18 protein-coding genes, 3 tRNA genes and 2 pseudogenes are annotated in these 20,306 nt (G+C 63.1%); 15 read left to right on the forward strand and 8 right to left on the reverse strand.

Going from position 1 to position 20,306, the window contains the following annotated elements; genetic code table 11:
• Position 1 precedes the first annotated feature (1 nt).
• The 4 genes from CAK78_RS22260 to CAK78_RS22275 all read left to right on the forward strand — a co-directional run bounded on the left by CAK78_RS22260 (position 2) and on the right by CAK78_RS22275 (position 767).
• Positions 2-87 (forward strand) — tRNA-Leu (locus tag CAK78_RS22260).
• Positions 88-142: 55 nt separating this feature from the next.
• A tRNA-Leu gene (locus CAK78_RS22265) sits at positions 143-228 on the forward strand.
• A 71-nt stretch (positions 229-299) separates the two neighbouring features.
• Positions 300-385 (forward strand) — tRNA-Leu (locus CAK78_RS22270).
• A gap of 109 nt (positions 386-494) precedes the next feature.
• Positions 495-767, forward strand: a complete 273-nt coding sequence (locus CAK78_RS22275) for a late competence development ComFB family protein (RefSeq protein WP_176452895.1) — start codon at positions 495-497, stop codon at positions 765-767.
• Here the strand turns inward: CAK78_RS22275 and CAK78_RS22280 are convergent.
• Entirely contained in the window at positions 762-971 is a 210-nt protein-coding gene (locus CAK78_RS22280; protein ID WP_094698745.1) for a hypothetical protein, read from the reverse strand. The genes CAK78_RS22275 and CAK78_RS22280 overlap by 6 nt on opposite strands.
• A 299-nt stretch (positions 972-1,270) precedes the next feature.
• On the opposite strand from CAK78_RS22280, the gene nhaC reads away from it, so the two are divergent.
• The 9 genes and pseudogenes from nhaC (at position 1,271) to CAK78_RS22325 (ending at position 10,713) form a co-directional block, all read left to right on the forward strand.
• Entirely contained in the window at positions 1,271-2,680 is a 1,410-nt protein-coding gene (nhaC, locus tag CAK78_RS22285) for a Na+/H+ antiporter NhaC (protein ID WP_094698746.1), read from the forward strand.
• A 105-nt stretch (positions 2,681-2,785) separates the two neighbouring features.
• Entirely contained in the window at positions 2,786-3,709 is a 924-nt protein-coding gene (locus CAK78_RS22290) for a LysR family transcriptional regulator (protein ID WP_094698747.1), read from the forward strand.
• Between the two features lie 188 nt (positions 3,710-3,897).
• Positions 3,898-5,043 carry an ABC transporter substrate-binding protein gene (locus tag CAK78_RS22295; RefSeq protein WP_094698748.1) on the forward strand — a complete coding sequence of 382 codons (1,146 nt, stop codon included), beginning with the start codon at positions 3,898-3,900 and terminating at the stop codon, positions 5,041-5,043.
• 71 nt (positions 5,044-5,114) lie between these two features.
• Positions 5,115-6,128 carry an ABC transporter ATP-binding protein gene (locus CAK78_RS22300; protein WP_094698749.1) on the forward strand — a complete coding sequence of 338 codons (1,014 nt, stop codon included), beginning with the start codon at positions 5,115-5,117 and terminating at the stop codon, positions 6,126-6,128.
• Positions 6,125-7,093, forward strand: a complete 969-nt coding sequence (locus tag CAK78_RS22305; RefSeq protein WP_094698750.1) for an ABC transporter permease — start codon at positions 6,125-6,127, stop codon at positions 7,091-7,093. The genes CAK78_RS22300 and CAK78_RS22305 overlap by 4 nt, the downstream gene beginning before the upstream one ends.
• A 7-nt stretch (positions 7,094-7,100) precedes the next feature.
• Complete coding sequence (locus tag CAK78_RS22310) at positions 7,101-7,916, forward strand: ABC transporter permease (protein ID WP_010636002.1); 816 nt, start codon at positions 7,101-7,103, stop codon at positions 7,914-7,916.
• A 29-nt stretch (positions 7,917-7,945) separates the two neighbouring features.
• Positions 7,946-9,376 (forward strand): annotated as a pseudogene (locus CAK78_RS22315) (gamma-aminobutyraldehyde dehydrogenase).
• 273 nt (positions 9,377-9,649) lie between these two features.
• Entirely contained in the window at positions 9,650-9,898 is a 249-nt protein-coding gene (locus CAK78_RS23475) for a GNAT family N-acetyltransferase (protein WP_254924859.1), read from the forward strand.
• Between the two features lie 50 nt (positions 9,899-9,948).
• A complete protein-coding gene (locus CAK78_RS22325) occupies positions 9,949-10,713 on the forward strand; it encodes a hypothetical protein (protein WP_094698751.1) in 765 nt (254 codons plus the stop codon).
• An 8-nt stretch (positions 10,714-10,721) separates the two neighbouring features.
• On the opposite strand, the gene CAK78_RS22330 is transcribed toward CAK78_RS22325, so the two are convergent.
• The 3 genes from CAK78_RS22330 to CAK78_RS22340 all read right to left on the reverse strand — a co-directional run bounded on the left by CAK78_RS22330 (position 10,722) and on the right by CAK78_RS22340 (position 13,812).
• On the reverse strand, positions 10,722-11,819 hold the full coding sequence (locus tag CAK78_RS22330) for an ABC transporter substrate-binding protein (RefSeq protein WP_094698752.1): 1,098 nt from the start codon (positions 11,817-11,819) through the stop codon (positions 10,722-10,724).
• 440 nt (positions 11,820-12,259) lie between these two features.
• Complete coding sequence (locus CAK78_RS22335) at positions 12,260-12,592, reverse strand: hypothetical protein (protein WP_094698753.1); 333 nt, start codon at positions 12,590-12,592, stop codon at positions 12,260-12,262.
• Positions 12,593-12,927: 335 nt separating this feature from the next.
• Positions 12,928-13,812, reverse strand: coding sequence for an EamA family transporter (locus CAK78_RS22340; protein WP_176452896.1), 885 nt, complete (start codon positions 13,810-13,812; stop codon positions 12,928-12,930).
• Positions 13,813-13,915: 103 nt separating this feature from the next.
• Here CAK78_RS22340 and CAK78_RS22345 point away from each other — a divergent pair, with 103 nt between their 5' ends.
• Entirely contained in the window at positions 13,916-14,374 is a 459-nt protein-coding gene (locus tag CAK78_RS22345) for an Lrp/AsnC family transcriptional regulator (protein WP_094698755.1), read from the forward strand.
• Positions 14,375-14,444: 70 nt separating this feature from the next.
• Here CAK78_RS22345 and CAK78_RS22350 read toward each other — a convergent pair.
• The 4 genes and pseudogenes from CAK78_RS22350 to treR all read right to left on the reverse strand — a co-directional run.
• Positions 14,445-14,834 (reverse strand): annotated as a pseudogene (locus tag CAK78_RS22350) (maltose acetyltransferase domain-containing protein); the annotation flags it as partial.
• Positions 14,835-14,837: 3 nt separating this feature from the next.
• On the reverse strand, positions 14,838-16,499 hold the full coding sequence (gene treC / locus CAK78_RS22355; RefSeq protein ID WP_094698756.1) for an alpha,alpha-phosphotrehalase: 1,662 nt from the start codon (positions 16,497-16,499) through the stop codon (positions 14,838-14,840).
• Between the two features lie 68 nt (positions 16,500-16,567).
• Positions 16,568-17,998: a PTS trehalose transporter subunit IIBC gene (treB, locus tag CAK78_RS22360; protein WP_019840679.1), complete on the reverse strand. Its 1,431-nt coding sequence runs from the start codon at positions 17,996-17,998 to the stop codon at positions 16,568-16,570.
• A gap of 191 nt (positions 17,999-18,189) precedes the next feature.
• A complete protein-coding gene (gene treR / locus CAK78_RS22365) occupies positions 18,190-19,137 on the reverse strand; it encodes a trehalose operon repressor TreR (RefSeq protein ID WP_094698779.1) in 948 nt (315 codons plus the stop codon).
• Positions 19,138-19,276: 139 nt separating this feature from the next.
• Between treR and CAK78_RS22370 the strand changes: the two genes are divergently transcribed.
• Positions 19,277-20,227, forward strand: coding sequence for an AEC family transporter (locus CAK78_RS22370; protein WP_094698758.1), 951 nt, complete (start codon positions 19,277-19,279; stop codon positions 20,225-20,227).
• Positions 20,228-20,306: the final 79 nt, after the last annotated feature.

Genomic DNA, 20,306 nt, shown 5'->3' on the forward strand with positions numbered 1-20,306 from the left:
TGCGAAGGTGGCGGAATTGGTAGACGCGCTAGCTTCAGGTGTTAGTGTCCCACGGATGTGAGGGTTCGAGTCCCTCTCTTCGCACCATACTGCAATATGCTCTTATCAGACGGCATGTAAATTCAGACTGATAACCCGATGTGCGAAGGTGGCGGAATTGGTAGACGCGCTAGCTTCAGGTGTTAGTGCCCCCCGGGTGTGAGGGTTCGAGTCCCTCTCTTCGCACCATGCTTCTGGCATGTAAAACGCAGAAAATGCGCTCCAACCGCATTTAAAAACCAGCTGGAGAAAATCAGTGTGCGAAGGTGGCGGAATTGGTAGACGCGCTAGCTTCAGGTGTTAGTGTCCCACGGATGTGAGGGTTCGAGTCCCTCTTTTCGCACCATTCATTCTGCAAAAGGCCCATCACGAAAGTGACGGGCCTTTTGTTTTTACTCCTTGTTATGACTATGCTTTTGACGACTCACCGCCCATCGTCATGCCAAGGAATGCATATGATACTGGATACCGACATTCACAACTTCTACGAGCATCTGGTGCTCAAAGAGATTGAGAAGCAGGGGCTCAACCAGACGCTGAACGCCAACCAGATGGCCGATCTCTGCTGCCTGACCCTGAACCAGCTCCCCTCCCACTATATTCGCCATGACGTCGACATGATCTACTTCCTGACCGATGCCAAGCGCAACGAGATGGAGAAGAACGTCATCACCTCCCTCAAACAGGCGCTGGAAAAGGTGCAGAGCGCACCGGCCACCTCGTCATAACCAGGGCTGCTGCCAGACAAGGGCCGCCACACCGGTCATGCCGGCCACCGGCAGCAGGATCAGCGCTGGTCTCAGCCTGGGTTCGAACATGACCCAGGCGGCCAGCAAGAAGCCCAGACTCCATACCCCGTACTCCCTCTCCTGACCCCAGATCAGGACGGCCAGCAGCCCGATCAGCAGCATGGCCCTCACTATCCATCTCATGAAACACTCCCCTCCAATAATTGATAACAATTATCATTTGTATTTTTGGAGTATGCAATCGGACTTTCCTATCGGAGTCGAATGTCCCATCGGGGCAGACAGAGCACTCAAAAACGGGTTATGAGATCAACTAAATTGTAAGTTTTTCAATCAAAATTGCATTTTTGCCAAATCAGTTGGGATTTGTCCCCCCTGGTTTGTGGTAGATTGCGGCCTCTTTTTGGGTGGGCCCCTCGGGATACGTGTATCCACAGGACGAGAGGGACCGACCTTGGCGAGCAAGAGTTTAGGAAGTATCTATGCAAAACCAACACAACCACATCCGATTGCCGGGCATGTCGCAGGTGTTTGCCTGTCTGGCCATTTTCCTGGCCCTGACCTTCTCCTTCACCAGCGTGCTCGACCTGCCAATCCAGTTGGCACTGTTCATCGCCTGGTTCGTCATCATGGGGCTCGGCATCAAGCTCGGCCATGATTACAAATCCCTGGAGCAGGCGGCCGTCGACGGTGTCGCCAAGGGGATGGGGGCCATCCTGATCCTGGTCTCCGTCGGTGCCCTGGTCGGCACCTGGATTGCCGGCGGCATAGTCCCCAGCATCATCTACTTCGGCCTCAAGGTGATACACCCGTCCATCTTCCTGCTGGCGACCCTGATCATCTGCTCGCTGACCTCGCTGGCCACCGGCACCTCCTGGGGCTCGGCCGCTACCGCCGGCATCGCCATGATGGGTATAGGCCACAGCCTAGGGGTACCCGCGCCGCTGGTAGCCGGTGCCGTGCTCTCCGGTGTCTACTTCGGTGACAAGCTCTCCCCGCTCTCCGACTCTGTGGTGCTGGCCTCGACCATGTCCAACGTCGACGTGATGGAGCACATCAAGGGGATGCTGCCCATCAGCCTGTTCTCCTACGTCATCACCGCCGCCCTGTTCACCGTGGTCGGCATGCAGTACTCCGGCAACGTCAGCCTGGAGCAGGTCAACCTGGTGATGGAGGCGCTCGACAAGCAGTTCAACATCACCCCGCTGGCCATAGTGCCCGTGGTGCTGGTGCTGGGCCTGTTGGCCAACCGCAAACCCGCCTTCCCGGTGATCAGCTTCGGCGCCCTGCTGGGCCTTGTCTGGGCCATCCTGTTCCAGGACATGGATCCGGTGAAGGCGATGCACTCCGCCTACAGCCCGTTCGCCATCACCTCCGGCGTCGACTTCATCGACAACATCCTGGGCCGTGGCGGCATGGAGTCCATGCTGGGCTCGGTGGCGGTCATCATCTTCGGTCTGGGCTTTGGCGGCCTGCTGGAGAAGGTCGGCATCCTGGAAGTGATCGCCAGCGCCTTCGAGAAGCGCATCAAGGGTGCCGGCAGCCTGACTACCCACACCATAGGCACCGCCTTCCTGGCCAACGTGTTCGGCTCGGCCATGTATGTGTCGCTGATCCTGACCCCCAAGATCATGGCCAAGAACTACGACCGGCTGGGGCTGGCGCGCAAGAACCTCTCCCGCAACGCCGAGTTCGGCGGCACCCTCACCTGCGGCATGGTGCCCTGGAGCGACAACGGCATCTTCATGGCCGGGGTCCTCGGGGTGGCGACCCTCGACTACCTGCCCTACATGTGGCTCAGCTTCACCTGCATCATTGTGACCATCACCCTCGCCTATCTGGGCAAGGCGGTGAACCGGATCCCGGTGATCGAGGCGGCCAGCTCCCGCTAACCGCCGGAAAAACCATGACAAAGGCGCCAACACGGCGCCTTTTGTCTGGGCGCGATTCGAGGTTAAGCTGGCAGTCACCTTGATCGCACGCGGCAGGATGCCCAGATGAACTTCACCTTTCGCCAGATCCGCTATTTCGTGGCGGTGGCCGACAGCTTCTCGGTCAGCCGCGCCGCTGCCGAGCTGCACATCTCCCAGTCGGCAGTCACCAGCGCCATCCGCGAGCTGGAGAGCGAGCTCGGCGCCCCCCTGTTCGATCGCAACCCGCGCGGGGTCAGCCTCACCACTCAGGGCCACCAGTTTCTGCTCCATGCCCGTCGCATCCTCGGCGCCATGACCGAGGCGAGCCACTCCCTCAAGGCGGTGGCCCAGCAGGATCAGGGGCGGCTCACCATAGGGGTGACGACCCTGGTGGCCGGCTACTACCTGTCGGAGGCGCTCGGCCGCTTTTGCCGCGCCTTCCCGGCGGTACAGATCGAGGTGAAGGAGGATGAGCAGCCCTATCTCGAGCACCAGATCGTCAACGGCGAGGTGGATGTGGGGATCCTGATGACCAACCGCACCATCCGCCAGGAGGCGTTCGATACCGAGCTGCTGACCCGCTCGCCGCTGCGGGTCTGGCTCGCCGCCAACCACCCCCTCTGCGCCGAATCGACCCTCTCTCTCAAGGCGCTCGGCGAAGAGCCCATGATCTCGCTGACCGCCGACCAGCTGGACCAAATCATCGGTGGCGGCCTGCGCCGCTACGGTATCGCGCCGCGCATCGTGCTGCGGACCGCCTCGGTAGAAGCGGTGCGCAGCCTGGTGGCCAGCCAGCTCGGGCTCGCCCTGCTGCCGGACTTTGCCTACCGCCCCTGGTCGCTGGAGCAGGAGCGGGTCGAGGCCCGCGCCATCAAGGAGCCCATTCCCGCCATCGACATCGGCCTGGTGTGGCGACGTGGCTCCCGGCTGGAGTGGACCGCCCGCGAGTTCATCGACATAGTGCGGGATCAGAGCCGGCTGCGGGCCCGGCAGACACTCCCTCGCTAACTCTCTCTTGCCGGGCGACCACTAAAATTCAGATTCATCTGCACTCGATATCGATTTAGCAGATACCTCTGGCGTTAAAAATTGAAATTCTCATTGCTCAGCGCTTCTCCTACGCTCATGACTGGTTAACAGGATGTTAATTGTCAGCGTGGCATCACCACAGTGCCCGCCCCAGCAAGGAGAGCAAGATGAAACTGACCCCCCTCACCCTGGCCCTGATCCCCGCCCTGCTGGCAGGACAGACCCAGGCTGCCCCCACCACCCTCGGCAAGGGTGAAGGCCAGCTCAACATCGTGGCCTGGGCCGGCTACGTGGAGCGCGGCGAGACCGACAAGAACTACGACTGGGTCACCGGCTTCGAGAAAGAGACCGGCTGCAAGGTCAACGTCAAGACGGCCGCCACCTCGGACGAGATGGTGGCGTTGATGAACGAGGGGGGCTTCGATCTGGTGACCGCCTCCGGTGACGCCAGCCTGCGCCTCATCGCCGGCGGCAAGGTGCAGGCGCTCAACCTAGCGCTCATCCCGAGCTACAGCAAAATTGATCCCCGCCTGCAGAATGCCCCCTGGCACACGGTGGACGGCAAGCACTACGGCGTGCCCTACCAGTGGGGCGGCAACATCTTGATGTACAACACCAAGGTGTTCCCCAAGGCGCCTGACTCCTGGAGCGTGGTGTTCGAGGAGCAGACCCTGCCGGACGGCAAGTCCAACAAGGGGCGGGTACAGGCGTTCGACGGCCCGATCCACATCGCCGATGCCGCCCTCTATCTGATGAGCCACCAGCAGGCGCTCGGCATCAAGGATCCTTACGAGCTCAACGAAGATCAGTACAAGGCCGCCCTCGACCTGCTGCGCCAGCAGCGTCAGCTGGTGGGGCGCTACTGGCACGACGCCTTCGTCCAGATCGACGACTTCAAGAACGAGGGGGTGGTAGCCTCCGGCTCCTGGCCGTTCCAAGCCAATACCCTGATCGCCGACAAGCAGCCCATCGCCACGACGGTGCCCGAGGAAGGGGTCACCGGCTGGGCCGACACCAGCATGGTGCACAGCGAGGCCAAGAACCTGACCTGTGCCTATAAGTGGCTGGAGCACTCCCTGAGCAACAAGCTGCAGGGGGATCTCGCCTCCTGGTTCGGTTCCGTGCCCGTGGTGCCGGCCGCCTGCGAGGGCAATGCCCTGCTCGGGAAAGAGGGGTGCAAGACCAACGGCATCGACAACTTTGATCGGGTGCACTTCTGGCGTACCCCCGTCTCCCAGTGCAAGAGCCAAGGGACCTGTGTGCCTTACTACCGTTGGGTCTCAGACTATATCGCCATTCTGGGTGGTCGCTGAAGTTGCCTGAGTAAATGCCTATGGGGCCGGACAGGAGTCCGGCCCGCTTCCCACACAGACAAGGACGTCCCATGAACGCCGTACAATTTGACCGGGTCAGCCGCCACTATGGCGAGGTGAAGGCGGTCGACGACATCTCTTTCCAGATCCCGGCCGGCGAGTTTTTCACCCTGCTGGGGCCGAGCGGTTCCGGCAAGACCACCTGCCTGCGGATGATCGCGGGCTTCGAATACCCGAGCGAGGGGGAGATCCGGCTGTTTGGCGAACCCTGCTCCACCGTGCCCCCCTACGATCGCAACCTCAATACCGTGTTTCAGGACTACGCCCTGTTTCCCAACATGGATGTACGCGACAACATCGGCTACGGCCTGATGCTCAAGGGCGTCGCCAAGGCGGAGCGTTACCGCAAGGTGGACGAGATGCTGGAGCTGGTGCGCCTGCCCGGCGTCGGCAACCGCAAACCGGGCCAGCTCTCCGGCGGCCAGCGCCAGCGCATCGCCATCGCCCGCGCGCTGATCAACCAGCCGCGCATCCTCTTGCTGGACGAGCCGCTGGGTGCGCTCGACCTCAAGCTGCGCGAGCAGATGCAGCTCGAGCTCAAAGCCTTGCAGCGCCAGCTCGGCATCACCTTCATCTTTGTCACCCACGACCAACAGGAGGCGCTCTCCATGAGCGACCGCATCTGCATCTTCAATCAGGGCAAGATCGAGCAGATAGCCGCGCCGGATACTATCTACGACGCCCCCGCCACCCCCTTCGTCGCCCGCTTCGTCGGCACCGTCAACCTGTTCGAGGGAGAGCAGGCCCGCCGCCTGTGCGGCGATGCGCGCCAGATGATGGTGCGCCCGGAGCGGATCCGGCTCGCCGAGGCCGGTACGCCCGGCTGGTCCGGAGAGGTGCGCGAGGTGGAGTACCTCGGCCCCTTCGTGCGCTATCGGGTCGATCTCGGCGAACAGCTCGAGCTTATCGTCAACCACCCCAACGAGGGCCAGGCCCGTCTGCCCCGTGGCACCCGGGTCAGCCTCAGCTGGCCGGAGCAGGCGATCCATCGCCTGCACACCGCCCCTCTGGGAGCTCAACCATGAGCGCCCCCCACAGTGCGAGCCTTGCCATGAGCCACGCTACCGACCCCGTTCGCGTCAGGCCGCTGCGGCGCCTCTCTACCCTGCTCTACGGCCGCTCCGGCCTGCTGCTGGCCATCCTGCTCGGGCCGCCCCTGCTTTGGCTCGGCATCATCTACGTCGGCTCCCTGATGATGCTGCTCTCCAACGCCTTCTTCGGGCTGGATGAGTTCAGCGGCCAGATCCGTCACGAGCTGGGACTGCAGAACTTCGTCGCCCTGCTGCGGGCGGAAAATCTGGACGTGATCCTGCGCACCGTCGGCATGTCGCTGCTGGTGACCCTGGCCTGCGCCCTGCTCGGTTTCCCCGTCGCCTACTACATGGCGCGCTACACCAGCGGCAAGACCCGGGCCCTGTTCTACGTCGGTATCATGTTGCCGCTCTGGTCCAGCTATCTGGTGCGGGTCTACGCCTGGAAGCTGATCCTGGCCAAGGAGGGGGTCGTCAGCTGGCTGGCAGACACCCTGGGGCTGGACTGGCTGCTGGACGCTATTCTCTCGCTGCCGGTGATCGGGGGGCCGTCGCTCTCCTTCTCCCGCCTCGGCACCTTCATCGTGTTCGTCTACGTCTGGCTGCCCTTCATGATCCTGCCCATCCAGGCGGCGGTGGAGCGGATCCCGCGCTCTCTGCTGGAGGCGAGCGGCGATCTCGGCGCCACCCCGGCCCAGACCTTTCGTACCCTGATCCTGCCGCTGGCCCTGCCCGGCGTGGTGGCGGGCTCCATCTTCACCTTCTCCCTGACGCTCGGGGACTACATCATCCCCGGCATCATAGGCAACTCCACCATGTACATAGGTCAGGTGGTCTACATGCAGCAGGGCACGGCGGGCAACCTGCCCTTCGCCGCCGCCTTCTCGCTGGTGCCGATCCTCATCATCGCCATCTACCTCACCATCGCGAAACGTCTGGGGGCTTTCGATGCGCTCTAATCAACCCATGAAACGGGACCATGGCAGCCAGCCCTCCGGCCTGCTCAAGTACGCGGCCATCGGCGGTCTCTTGTTCCTGCACTTTCCAATCCTGTTCATCTTCCTCTACGCCTTCACCAGCGAGAGCAAGAGCTACCAGTTCCCACCCCCCGGGCTCACCCTCAAGTGGTTCGAGGTGACCCTCAACCGCCCCGACGTGTGGCGCGCCATCCAGCTGTCGCTGGAGGTGGCCGGGCTTGCCACCCTGGTGGCCATGGTGCTCGGCACCCTGGCGGCGGGGGCCATCGCCCGCAGCCGCTTCTTCGGCCAGGAGGTGGTGTCGCTCTTGCTGGTACTGCCCATCGCCCTGCCCGGCATCGTCACCGGTATCGCGCTGCGCTCCGCCTATGGAGTGATGGAGATACCCTTCAGCTTCTGGACCATCGTCATCGGTCACGCCACCTTCTGCGTGGTGGTGGTCTACAACAACGCCCTGGCGCGCTTTCGCCGCACCAACCAGAGCCTTATCGAGGCGTCGATGGATCTCGGCGCCGACGGCTTCCAGACCCTGCGCTACGTGATCCTGCCCAACCTCGCCACCGCGCTGCTGGCGGGGGGCATGCTGGCGTTCGCGCTGAGCTTTGACGAGGTGATCGTCACCACCTTCACCGCCGGCCAGCAGACCACGCTGCCGATCTGGATGTATCAGGAGCTGATCCGGCCACGGGACAGGCCGGTCACCAACGTGGTGGCGCTCATCATAGTGGCCTTCACCACCATTCCCATTCTGCTTGCCTACTACCTCACCCGCGACGGCCAGGACGTCGCCGGCAGTGGCAAATAACGACTCAACGCGTGCGCAAGGATGCAACCATGAAACTCTCTACCCAACTCTTGATCGATGGCCAGTTCGTCACCGGTGACGGCCCGGCCGAGCCCATCCTCAACCCTGCCACCGGGGAACTTCTCGCCTCGGTGCCAGAAGCCTCGTTCGAGCAGGTGAACCGGGCGGTGAACGGCGCCCAGCGCGCCTTCGCCCAGTGGAGCCGCACCACACCAGCTCAACGCAGTACCCTGCTGCTGCGCCTGGCCGATGCCATCGAACGCCACGCCGAGGAGTTTGCGGCGCTGGAATCCCTCAACTGCGGCAAGCCCTATCTGGCGGTGCTGAACGATGAGCTGCCGGCGGTAGTGGACTGCTTCCGCTTCTTCGCCGGGGCCGCCCGCTGCCTGCAGGGGCCACTCGCCGGGGAGTATATCGAGGGGCACACCAGCATGATCCGCCGAGATCCCATCGGGGTGGTGGGCAGCATTGCCCCCTGGAACTACCCCCTGATGATGGCGGCCTAGAAGATGGCCCCGGTGCTCGCCGCCGGCAATACGGTGGTGCTCAAACCCTCCGAGCAGACCCCCCTCACCGCCCTGCGCCTGGCGGAGCTCGCCAGCGAGCTCTTCCCGCGCGGCGTCATCAACATCGTCTGCGGCCGGGGCGAGAGCGTGGGGGCGCCGCTGGTAGAGCACCCGCTGGTGCGCATGGTGTCGCTGACCGGTGACATTGCCACCGGCCAGAAGATCCTGCAGAGTGCCGCCCGCACCATGAAGCGCACCCACCTGGAGCTGGGGGGCAAGGCGCCGGTCATCATCTTCGACGACGCGGATCTGGAGGCCGTGGTGGCGGGCATCCGTACTTTCGGCTTCTACAACGCCGGCCAGGACTGCACTGCCGCCTGCCGCATCTATGCCCAGGGCAAGATCTACGACAAATTTGTCGCCGCCATGACGGATGCGGTGGCCTCCATCAAGGTGGGCGGTCCGCGCGAGGAGGGGGTGGAGATGGGGCCGCTCATCTCTGACCGGCAGCGCAACCGGGTGGCCAGCTTCGTGGAGCGGGCCCAGAGCAGCGGTCACGTGGAGGTGACGGCGGGGGGCAAGATCCGCCCCGGCAACGGCTTCTTCTTCGAGCCTACCCTGATCGCCCATGCTCGCCAGGAGGATGAAATTGTGCGTAGGGAGGTGTTCGGCCCCGTGGTGTCGGTGACCCGCTTCAGCGACGCCGAGCAGGTGGTGCAGTGGGCCAACGACTCGGATTACGGCCTCGCCAGCTCGGTCTGGACCCGGGATCTCGGCCTTGCCAGCAAGGTGGCCAGCCACCTGCAGTACGGCTGCACCTGGATCAACACCCACTTCATGCTCACCTCCGAGATGCCACACGGCGGCATGAAAATGTCCGGCTACGGCAAGGATCTCTCCCTCTACGCGCTGGAGGACTACACGGTGCCGCGGCATATCATGGTGAAGTTGTAGAGGCGTAGCAGGAGGCGCTCGACCGAGCGCCTGGCCTGTGGCAAGCACGAGCCCTCCCTGGCCGGGAGGGCTCATTCGTCTTGGAAATACAGTGCATTGCACCGGGTAAGAGAGATGCGGCTGCGCCGCATAAGGCAATGGGGGCACGGTATTGACTCCCCTGATCCTCGCCGAGGCCAGGTGTGCGGCCAACTACCGAGACGCCCCCCGGTTGGGGATTGTCCCTCCCCTCATCCTAAGCCCCATAATGACCGCTCATTGGAGGAGGGCTGCATGTTTATCCTTGAGACCGAGCGCCTGAGGCTGCGCGATATGCGCCTCGACGACGAGGCGGCCTTCGTGGCCATCACCCAGGACGAGCGCTATCAGCGCTTCTACAGCGAGGAGGATGGTCTCTTCATCATGGTGACAAAGCGTCCGCAACCCGGGCTGCAAGACGCTCATCCCATATCCATTACGGTCAGGGCGATAAGCCGGCCTGGTCCCCACAGTGATGACCCACACAGGAAGATGATATGTTGAGCAACCGACACCTTGGCCTTCACGCGTTGAGGTCATCAGCGAGCCGACCAGTGCGCTGGCTGCTGTGGTCCACCCTGCTGATGATCTGCCCTCTCGCGGGAAAGGCCCAGAGCCAGCCACAGATAGACGCCAATCCGACAGGCTACGCCCTGCTCTATACAGGCCCCATTTCGGACCCGGACAGCAACGAGGCGATCGCCGCCGTGGTCAAACAGGCCGGGCTCCCCGTGGTTTATCTCGACAACCTGAGCGATCTCCCGGTCAAGTTGGCGGGCGCCCGTCTGTTTATCATCGGCGGAACCGAAGATGACGTAGAGCCCCTGGTTCATCGGTTCACCCCGGCCATCGCCGGGTCGCTCAAACGCTATCTGAGTCAGGGCGGGCGCTATCTGGGGATTTGCGGCGGTGCCTTTGTCGCGTCTCTGGGTTGGGCCGACGAGGGCAATTATGTGAAGGCGCTCGGTTTGGTGCCGGCAGAGTCTGACGACTACGACGGTGACTTCTCTCCCAAGATCTATGACATTCGCTGGCTCGGGGAGGTGCGCCGCATGTACTACCAGGCCGGCCCTACCTTCGCCCTGCAGCCAGGCACCGAACCGGTGCGTGAACTTGCCTACTTCGACGATGGCCGGATCGCCGCCTTAATCGGCGCCTACGGTAAAGGAAAAGTGGCCGTCTCCGGGCCCCATCCTGAAGCCCCCGACAGCTGGAAAGCCAATGCGCAGGATGGCGATACCATGGAGTCCAATATCCACCTGGCCGTGCAACTGGTGCAGGAGCTCCTCTCCGATCGCCCCGTCCTTACCCCCCGCTAGCGCCGGTATCAGTTCGCCAGATCCCAGGGACATACCTTGGCCAGCCCCTCCTTGCCACTGCTGGCCAGCGCCTGCTGCACCATCCGCTTGTAGCGATTCTTGATGTGCGCGGGCAGGGCCGGCACCAGCAGGCGCTCGTCAAACTCGGGCAGGGCCTGCGGCGGCAACACGGCCTGCTCCTCCGGGGTAAGCGGGGGGCGGGCCGATCCATTGCTGCCGGAAACCGTCGGTGTGCCCATCAACATGCGGCTCTGCAGGGGTTCGCTCAACAGGAAGTCGATCAGCAGGTAGGCCGCCTTGAGCCTGACCGGATCATCCCCGACATCCCGCGCAATCGAGAGGGCATCAAGGGCATAGATGGCCCCCTCCCTTACCATGGCGATGCGCCACTGCTGACCGTTTTGCCGGTTGCACTCCACCAGCTCCAGCCCCCAGGTGGTGGCCAGGCGCTGATGGCGCAGATCCTCGCACCGATTGGCCTGATTGAACCAGAAGCCCCGACTCGCCTTGAGCCGCCGGGTCAGTTGCCCTTCAACCTCATACTGCAACGGGCTATCGGCCAGCATTTCACCACTGGCAAAGAGGGCGGGTGACTTGCCAAGGGAGAGCAGCACGGAGAAGAGCAAGGGCTCAAACTGATCGCAGAAAACCGCAAATTGCCCTTGCCGCGTCGGCTCGGCCAACGCCTGCCAGCTGGTGGGCGGGGTGTTTTCCTGCTTGCTGTCGTAAGCCAGACTGAACATGGCGTAGGAGAAGGGCACTGAATAGTTGCGCTCCCCCAGCTTGTCATACTCGGTATTCTTGAGCGCCGGCCTCACCTCCTGGTAATGGCGCAAGCGGCCAAAGTCGATGGGCAGCAGCAGCTTGAAGAGGGGTTGATGATGCGCCTTGTAGAAGTAGCTGGTCGGCATCACCACGTCGGCACTGCGGGTGCGCAGAGCACGATAGACGCTGTCAAAGTCGGTGAGCAGTGGCTCGATCCGGGTCACTGTCGCCTCCACCCCCTCGCGCTTGGCGTACTCGGCAAATTGCTGTTCATATCCGGCGGGCAGATACCCCCACTCCAGCAGCCTGAGCTGCACCGGGGCAGCCAGGGCCGACCCCATACAACAGCAGGCCAACAAGACGAGACTACGCATGATCACCACTCCCACAACAGGTTCTTCAGGGAGTATAGGCTTCTGTGGAACGGGAAAACGGCAGGCGGCAGGCTGCTGTCAGCGGACGGATGTCGCCAAGCAGACCCGCGCAATGCGTTGAACAGGCAGAATGTGTGCAAGCTGCACGGTACCGACGGTATGGTCGGACAGGGAAATAAAAGGCGGTATATCGGAACAGAAGATCTGTCGCGCTCGCGGCGCGGGAGTGTGGCGCAAGAGTGCGCTGCGAGCTGGTCGCGCCGAGGATCTGCCGTATGGCGATCAACGACCGGCTTGCACCTTTGAGCTCGGTAGCCAGAGCTGGAGCATATTCTTGCCAACGACGACAGGGAGGCCTCGGCCTCCCTGTCTTGTCTCGCGTGGATGTCCGGTTGCCCGGGGATCCCTTAGCGCTGACGCCCGCTGCCGATACCGAACGGAATGCGGTAGTCGCTGCTCTGCTCACCCAGGCTCACGGTCAGGTTGCCCTGGGTGCGGCTCGGGATCTGCACCTGCTGGCTGCCCATCAGGTTGGCGTGCACGGAGGCAACCAGGTCACCAGACTCGTCACGCACTTCCAGCATGGGGTTGCCCTTGCCTTCCACCGCAGCGGTGGCGTGCCAGTTTACAAACAGCACACCCGGGGCGGCGTTGAAGTCAGCCGGAACGGAAGCCTGGGCAAAACCTGCGGTCATCAGGCCTGCAACGGCCAGCATCTTGATTACGTTTTTCATGTTCATTCACTCTCTTGGTTTCTATGTCATTGCCTGGGCCGACGGCCCCGAATCAATGCATCCATGCAAGAGGTTATTCAAATAGTGTGTAGTTCTTTCACCAACATCAGACCTCCTATTTGAAGGTCTCACAGCCTTGAACGACCAGTTATTTGGCCGCTTGGCGTTCCTGCCTAAGCGTTGAGTGAATATTAAACATCCTGGCTCGCCATTGTTAGCGAGATAAACTGGCCTAGATGTTCAAAAAATCTGAAGTGGCTGTACATCCCGGGTTCAGCGAACCGCAGGCCTCCACCGACGGGGTCATGAGCATGATCCGGCTGCCATACGGGGTGACGAGATCACGCCGGCTCGGTGCGCCGGCGCCCGCCTTGCCAGGTGGTGCCCATGGAGGCGACGATGATCGCCGCTATCCCCAGCCACTGACCAGGGGGTAACTGTTCCCCCAGCAACAGCAACCCCATCAGGGCCCCCATGGCAGGTTCACCGCTGGTCAGAATGCCGTAGCTCTTGAGCGGCAGTCGGCGCAGGGCAAACATCTCGAGGGAGTAGGGAATCGCGCTGGAGAGCAGCCCTACCCCCACGATGGTCAGCACCACGGGCAGGGTGAAGGTGGCCTCGCTCGCACCACCGAGGCCGAAGGGCAGCACCAGAAAGGCCCCCACCCACATGCCCAGCGCCGGCGCCTGCGCCTGCGCCTGCGCCTGCGCCCCCAGCAGGGTACCGGCCCGCTTGCCGGTCAGCATATAGAGCCCCCAGAACACCCCGGCCCCGAGCGCCAGCGCCGCCCCCAGCGGATCGAGGGTCTGCTCGGCCGCCCGCAGCGGCAGCAACAACAGCAGGCCTATGATGGCCAGCGCCAGCCAGAGAAAGTCTGCCCGATGGCGGGAGCCGAGCAGCGCCACCGTCAAGGGGCCGATGAACTCGATGGCCAGCGCCACGCCGAGGGGGATCCGCTCGATCGCCAGATAGAAGAGCAGGTTCATGGCCCCGAGCGACAGTCCATACGGGATGGCCCCCAGCAGGGTGCGCCGATCGAGGGGCATTCGCCAGATCCGAAACACCAGCGAGAGGAGCAGAGCGGCGCATCCCAGCCGGAACAAGGTGGTACCCGCAGCCCCGATCAGGGGAAACAAGGACTTGGCCAGCGAAGCGCCGAGGGTAATCGACAGCATGGCGAGGATGACCGCCAGCAGGGAGGAAAAAGCAGTAGTGTTCGGCGGCATCTTGTTCAAACCTGAGCAGACAATGAGAAGTAAAATATATCTGGCGATAGCCGTAATTTCGGTCTAAAACTGGCCCTATTCGATAATTTTTATCTCTCTTTTCATGACCGACAAATTCGATCTGCTCATCCTCGCCGAACTGCAGCAGGATGCCCGCCTGCCGATCCCCGAGCTCGCCCACCGGGTCGGCCTCTCGGCGCCGGCCTGTTACCGCCGCGTGCGGGCGCTGCGGGAGGCGGAACTCATCGAACGGGAGGTGGCGCTGGTGGCACCGGCCACCATGGGCTGGCCCATCACCATGCTGGTGCTCGTGACGCTGGAGCGGGATCACGGCCGCATCGTCGATGAGATGATCGCCAGCCTGCAAGGGGAGCCGGAGGTCATGGACCTCTGGTACGTCACGGGGGAGCAGGACTTCGTGCTGCAGGTCGCCGCACGGGACATGCAGAGCTACGACCAGTTTACCCGGCGGGTGCTGCATGCCAGGGAGCAGGTGCGCAGCTTCAAGACCCTGGTGGTCATGAAACAGCACAAACGCTGCGGAGCCTTGCTGCCAACCTGAAGTGAGGACGCATTGCTCGGTTTGGCCGGCACGTCCTTGGGAACAAACAAGATGAAGGATGGCGCCTTGAGCGCGGCGCCACCGCCACCGGATGAGCGGCGGTGTAGATCTGCACCCCGGGCGCCAGCAGCACGTTGTCGCCGATGTGCACCTCGCAGACGTCGAGGATGGTGCAGTTAACGTTGGCGTAGAAGTTCTCTCCCACGAAGATGTTGGCGCCATAGTCGCAAAAGAACTGCGGGTTGATGGCGCACTCCTTGCCACGGCCGCCCAGCAGTTCATGGAGCAGGGCATCCCGCGCCGGTTTCTCCTGCCAGCTGGTGTTGAAGGTGTGATAGAGCCTGCGGCAGCGCTCGCGCGCCGCTTTGAGCTCGGGGTCGCCCGCATCATAGGGCTCCCCCGCCACCATCTTCTGCCACTCGGGGCCACGTACCGCCGCCTTCATCATCACCTCGCTCATCGCCTACTCCACCAGCCAGATCAGGGATTCATAAGGGCGCAGCATACCCGATTGAGGCCGGGCCGGGCTATCGGGGTAGTTGCCAAGCAGCAAGCGCCCCTTGCCGGTGACCAGCTCGTCCGGCAGGGCGAAGGTGGCCGGCTCGCCGTAGAAGTTGCTCACCACCAGCAGGGTCTGACCGTTGGCCCGGCGGGCATAGGCCCAGATCTGCGGATGCCCCGCCAGCAGCTCCTGATAATCCCCGTGAGTGAAGATGGGGTGCGCCTTGCGCAGGCGGATCAAATCCCGGTAGTGCCAGAACACCGAGTTCTGGTCGGCCAGCGCCGCCTCGGCATTGATCGCGGGATAGTTGGCGGCGGGCTTGAGCCAGGGGGTGCCGCTGGTGAAGCCGGCATTGGGCGCGGTGCTCCATTGCATCGGGGTGCGCGAGTTGTCACGGGACTTGGCGCCGAGGATGGCCAGGATCTCGGCCTCGCTCACGCCTTCAGCCTGCTTGATGGCGAAGATGTTGCGGCTCTCCACATCCTGATAGTCATCGATGCGCTGATAACCGGGGTTGGTCATGCCGATCTCCTCCCCCTGATAGATGTAGGGGGTGCCCTGCAGGCCGTGCAGAGTGCTGGCCAGCATCTTGGCGGCCACTACCCTATGTTCACCCTCATCGCCGAAGCGGGAGACGATGCGCGGTTGGTCGTGGTTGCACCAGAACAGCGCCGACCATCCCTTGCCATGCATACCGCTCTGCCAGTGGTTGAAGATGCGCTTGAGCTCGAGGAAATCGAACGGCGCCTTGGTCCACTTGTCGCCATTGGGATAGTCCACCTTCAGATGGTGGAAGTTGAACACCATGGAGAGCTCGGAGCCATCCAGCGCGCCATAGCGCTGGCAGTGCTCCAGCGAAGTGGACGACATCTCCCCCACCGTCATGGCGCCGACCGGGGCGAACACGTCGCGGCTCACGTCCTGCAAAAATTCGTGGATGCGCGGCCCGTCGGTGTAGAAGCGGCGGCCATCGCCACTGTCGTCGCTCGGGAAGCGCAGATCCTTGGAGATGAGGTTGATGACGTCGAGGCGGAAACCGTCCACCCCCTTGTTCGCCCAGAAGTGGATGATGTTTTTGACCTCGGCGCGCACGGCCGGGTTCTCCCAGTTGAGATCCGCCTGCTCGCGGGCAAACAGGTGCAGGTAGTACTGACCGGTGGCCTTATCCAGCTCCCAGGCGCTGCCGCCAAACTTGGATTGCCAGTTGTTGGGCACGCCACCTTCCACCGGGTCCTTCCAGATGTAGTAATCGCGGTAGGGGCTGTTCTTGTCCCCCATCGCCGACTTGAACCAGGCGTGCTCGGTGGAGGTGTGGTTCACCACTATATCCATCACGATGCGGATGTCGCGTGCGTGGGCGGCGGCCAGTAGCGCCTCGAAGTCGGCCATGGTGCCGTAGGCGGGATCAATGTTCAGATAGTCGGCGATGTCGTAGCCGTTGTCCACCTGCGGCGAGACGTACACCGGAGTCAGCCAGAGGGCGTCGACGCCGAGGGTCTTGAGATAGTCGAGGCGGGCCATGATCCCCTTGAGATCACCAGTACCGCGGGCACCGCTGTCCTGAAAGCTCTTGGGGTAGATCTGGTAAATCACGGCGCTCTGCCACCAGGGTGTTTGGCTCATGGGTCTTGCTCTTGTCTCGAATGAAAAAGGGAGAGGGCGACCCCTGTGGGTCGCCCTGATACGTGGAGTCAGGCGCTGGCCTGAGCCAGCTTGCCGGCCGCCTGCTGGCGCTGGTAAACCAGCAGGGTCAGCACGATAGGCACGACGATGGCCACCAGCATGGCGATGGCATAGACGGCCCAGTATTGCGGCTGGATGGAGAGGATGCCCGGCAGGCCCCCTACCCCGATGCCGTTGGCCATCACCCCGGCGAAGCCGCAGATGAGGGCCGCAAGGCTGGAGCCCACCATGGCGCACAGCATGGGGAACTTGTACTTGAGGTTGATGCCGTACATGGCCGGCTCGGTCACCCCCAGGTAGGCGGAGATGGCGGCAGGTACCGAGATCTCCCGCTCGTTCTCCTTGCGGCTGATGAGGATGATGCCGACCACCGCAGAGGCCTGGGCGATGTTGGAGAGGGCGATCAGCGGCCAGATCGGGGTGCCCCCCATGCTCTGCATCAGTTGCAGATCCACCGCGTTGGTGGTGTGGTGGATACCGGTGATGACCAGCGGGGCGTAGAGGAAGCCGAACAGGGCGGCACCGATGGGGGCAAACGAGCCGGTCATGGCGGCCTTGGCGGCAAAGCCGACGCCGTCACCCAACCAGCGACCGAACGGGCCGATAAAGGCGTGGGCCACGATCACCGCCAGCAGCAGGGAGATGAAGGGGACTATGACCAGGTAGAGGTAGGCCGGAATGATCCGCTTGAGATTGGTCTCCACCCAGGCGAGGAAGACACCCGCCAGCAGGGCCGGGATGACCTGGGCCTGATAACCCACCTTCTGGATGACGAACAGACCGAAGTCCCACACCTCGGGAGTCTGCTGGCCGATGCCGTAGGCGTTCATCAGCTGGGGCGACACCAGCGTGATACCGAGCACGATACCCAGGATCTCGGAGCCGCCCATCTTCTTCACCGCCGACCAGCAGACGCCCACCGGCAGGAAGTGGAAGATGGCCTCGCCCAGCAGCCAGAGGAAGGCGTGCACCTGAGCCCAGAACTGGCTGATCTCGGTGAGGGTGTGGGTGCCATCGTCGAACATCTTGATGTCGCCGATGACGTTGCGAAAGCCCAGGATCAGACCGCCGGTGATGATGGCCGGCAGCAGGGGCACGAAGATCTCCGCCAGGTGGGAGATGCCCCGCTCCAGCGGATTCATGTTCTGGCGCGCCGCCTGCTTGGCGGCCTCCTTGCTGCCACCGCTGACGCCGATCTCTTCGGTCAGCGCCTTGTACCACTGCTCCACCTCGTTGCCGATGACCACCTGGAACTGGCCGCCCTGGGTGAAGCTTCCCTTCACCGCCGGTATGGTTTCGATGGCCTTGCTGTCGGCCTTGGCCGGATCATTGAGGACGAAGCGCAACCGGGTCAGGCAGTGGCTGACGGTTGCGATGTTCTCCTTGCCACCGATCTTGTCGATGAGCGTGGCCAGATGTTGTGCGTTGATCTTGGACATGAGCCTTCCCTCTGTGACTCCATTGATATTGGTCTGCGTCGCCCTTTTGGGCCAGTCTGCGGGCCCGAGCGTTTTTGGTATCGTTCCCATTTAGCATGCCGCCAATTGGTCACGATCAAAATGGGAACGTTCCCAATACGTGGACGAGGTCACAAAAAGCGCGTTTTTTGTGCGGCGCTAGGTGATGGCGTTCACAAAGAGTGGCAGGGGGCTATGGTCGCCAGCGGGCGCTGATCCTGCTCGATCTGGCCGAGCAGCTGGCGCGCGGCCTGCTCCCCCGCCCCCTTGTAGCCGAGATCCAGGCTGAGGGCGTTGGGGAAGAGAAAGGTGAGCATGGGGTTGTTGCCAAGGCCGGTCACCAGCACCTCGCTACGCCCCTGCTCCTGCAGGTATTTCGCGGCGCCGATGGCGAGGGTGTCGCTGGCACAGACCAGGGCGCCCGTGGTCGGGGTGAGCAGTTCCCCCGCCAGCCGGTAGCCGCTCTGCAGGCTGAGATCGCCGAGGGCGCTGCGCGCCGTCAGCCCCTGTTCGGCACAGTAGCCGAGGTAGGCATCGAGCCGGCGCTGGCCGGTGGTGAGGTCGGCGGTGTCCACCCCCAGGTAGGCGATGTCGCGAATGCCGCGGTTAGCGAGCTGGTCCAGCATGGTGCGCACTGCACCGGCGTCGTCAAAACAGACCGAGGAGAAGCCGGGATGGTCGCGGGCCACCAGCACCAGCTTCTCCCTGAGCGGCGCCATGGCGGCATAGTCCAGATCGTTGAAGGCGAACAGAATGATGCCATCCACCCCGCGCCGCTCCAGCACCGCCAGATGCTCCTGCACCTTGGCGGGGGAGAACTTGCTCTCCATCAGCACGGCGTCGTAGCCGCACCGGTAGAGGGTCTCCAGCATGCCGCGCACCGCCTGGTTTTCCGAGCTGGAATCGAGCCGCGAGACGATGATCCCCACCACCTGCTGGCTCTGGCTGCGCATGGCCCGCGCCGACTTGCTCGGCACGAAGCCGTGCTCGGCGATGATCTGCTCCACCCGCTCGCGGGTCGCCTGCTTGACCTTGGGATCCTGGTTGAGCACCCGGGAGACGGTCGACTTGCCGACACCACTGAGTCGGGCGATATCGAGGATGGTCAGTTTTTTGTCCATGAAGTGGCTCACAGGGGCTCGGCGGTGGAATTGCCCACATTGTTGTGATTAACCCCTGTGAATACAAGCCCATGGCGTTAGAATGCCCTTTTGGCGCCGGCGCATGCCGTGCCACCCGCCATCGCACAGGACGCGCATCATGGATCTGTTGGCCAGTCTGCACTTCTCTCTCTCCATCACCGGCCCCATCTGCGTGGTGCTGCTGCTCGGCATTTGGCTCAAGCAGCTGGGCCTGCTGCCGGACAGCTTCGTCGAGTCCGCCTCCCGCCTGGTGTTTCAGGTCACCCTGCCGGCACTGTTGTTTCTCAGCATGGTGCGCACCGATTTCTCCACCATGCCGAGCCCCTGGCTCATCGTCTACGGCCTGCTCGGCACCCTCACCGGCTTTCTGGTGCTGGAGCTGCTGGCGGCCCGCTTCATCCCGGAGCGGCGCCAGCGCGGCATCTTCGTGCAAGGGAGCTTTCGCGGCAACATGGGGATCATGGGGCTGGCGTATGTGCAGAACGCCTATGGCGCCGAGGGGATCGGCGCCGCCGCCCTGCTGGTGGGCTCGGTCACCGTGCTCTACAACATTCTTGCGGTGATCACCCTGACCCGCAGCCTGGGGGGCAGCCAGGGGATCAAGCCGATCCTCAGGGGGATCGCCAAAAACCCGTTGATCATCGCCATCCTGGCGGCCCTGCCGTTCGGCCTGCTCGGCATCGAGCTGCCCCAGTTGGTGATCACCACAGGCAACTATTTCGCCAACATGACCCTGCCGTTGGCACTCTTGTGCACCGGTGCCAGCCTCAACCTCAAGGCCCTGCGCGGCGGTGCCCTGCTGACCGGCTGGGCCACCGCCAACCGGCTGCTGTGCATCCCGCTGCTGCTGGTGATGGGTGCCTGGGCGCTGGGTTTCAGCCCGCAGGCCCTCGGCATCCTGTTTCTCATCAGCTCCACCCCCACCGCCGCCGCCAGCTATGTGATGACTCGCGCCATGGGGGGCGACAGCGCCCTTGCAGCCAATATCATCGCCACCACCACGCTGGGCTCGCTCGTCACCACCAGCCTGGGGGCCACCCTGATGAACTACCTGGGGCTGATGGGCTAGCCAGCCGTGACAGGGAAGCGACGGGTGACTTGACCTTGCCGCGGGCGGCAGCTTTACGCTGACAGTCAATCAACAGAGG

Origin of the sequence: Aeromonas sp. A35_P (genome assembly GCF_002259925.1) — a bacterium.
In the GTDB taxonomy this organism is placed as follows: Bacteria; Pseudomonadota; Gammaproteobacteria; order Enterobacterales; family Aeromonadaceae; genus Aeromonas; species Aeromonas dhakensis.

What these genes read in the sequence shown, in the direction of transcription:
- treC (WP_094698756.1), bottom strand. Translation starts at nt 16,499, where the DNA reads ATGAGCCAAACACCCTGGTGGCAGAGCGCCGTGATTTACCAGATCTAC.
- CAK78_RS22300 (WP_094698749.1), top strand. Translation starts at nt 5,115, where the DNA reads ATGAACGCCGTACAATTTGACCGGGTCAGCCGCCACTATGGCGAGGTG.
- CAK78_RS22330 (WP_094698752.1), bottom strand. Translation starts at nt 11,819, where the DNA reads ATGGGGTCGGCCCTGGCTGCCCCGGTGCAGCTCAGGCTGCTGGAGTGG.
- CAK78_RS22310 (WP_010636002.1), top strand. Translation starts at nt 7,101, where the DNA reads ATGAAACGGGACCATGGCAGCCAGCCCTCCGGCCTGCTCAAGTACGCG.
- CAK78_RS22280 (WP_094698745.1), bottom strand. Translation starts at nt 971, where the DNA reads ATGAGATGGATAGTGAGGGCCATGCTGCTGATCGGGCTGCTGGCCGTC.
- nhaC (WP_094698746.1), top strand. Translation starts at nt 1,271, where the DNA reads ATGCAAAACCAACACAACCACATCCGATTGCCGGGCATGTCGCAGGTG.
- CAK78_RS22295 (WP_094698748.1), top strand. Translation starts at nt 3,898, where the DNA reads ATGAAACTGACCCCCCTCACCCTGGCCCTGATCCCCGCCCTGCTGGCA.
- CAK78_RS22370 (WP_094698758.1), top strand. Translation starts at nt 19,277, where the DNA reads ATGGATCTGTTGGCCAGTCTGCACTTCTCTCTCTCCATCACCGGCCCC.
- CAK78_RS22305 (WP_094698750.1), top strand. Translation starts at nt 6,125, where the DNA reads ATGAGCGCCCCCCACAGTGCGAGCCTTGCCATGAGCCACGCTACCGAC.
- CAK78_RS22275 (WP_176452895.1), top strand. Translation starts at nt 495, where the DNA reads ATGATACTGGATACCGACATTCACAACTTCTACGAGCATCTGGTGCTC.
- treR (WP_094698779.1), bottom strand. Translation starts at nt 19,137, where the DNA reads ATGGACAAAAAACTGACCATCCTCGATATCGCCCGACTCAGTGGTGTC.
- CAK78_RS22290 (WP_094698747.1), top strand. Translation starts at nt 2,786, where the DNA reads ATGAACTTCACCTTTCGCCAGATCCGCTATTTCGTGGCGGTGGCCGAC.
- CAK78_RS22340 (WP_176452896.1), bottom strand. Translation starts at nt 13,812, where the DNA reads ATGCCGCCGAACACTACTGCTTTTTCCTCCCTGCTGGCGGTCATCCTC.
- CAK78_RS23475 (WP_254924859.1), top strand. Translation starts at nt 9,650, where the DNA reads ATGTTTATCCTTGAGACCGAGCGCCTGAGGCTGCGCGATATGCGCCTC.
- CAK78_RS22345 (WP_094698755.1), top strand. Translation starts at nt 13,916, where the DNA reads ATGACCGACAAATTCGATCTGCTCATCCTCGCCGAACTGCAGCAGGAT.
- CAK78_RS22335 (WP_094698753.1), bottom strand. Translation starts at nt 12,592, where the DNA reads ATGAACATGAAAAACGTAATCAAGATGCTGGCCGTTGCAGGCCTGATG.
- treB (WP_019840679.1), bottom strand. Translation starts at nt 17,998, where the DNA reads ATGTCCAAGATCAACGCACAACATCTGGCCACGCTCATCGACAAGATC.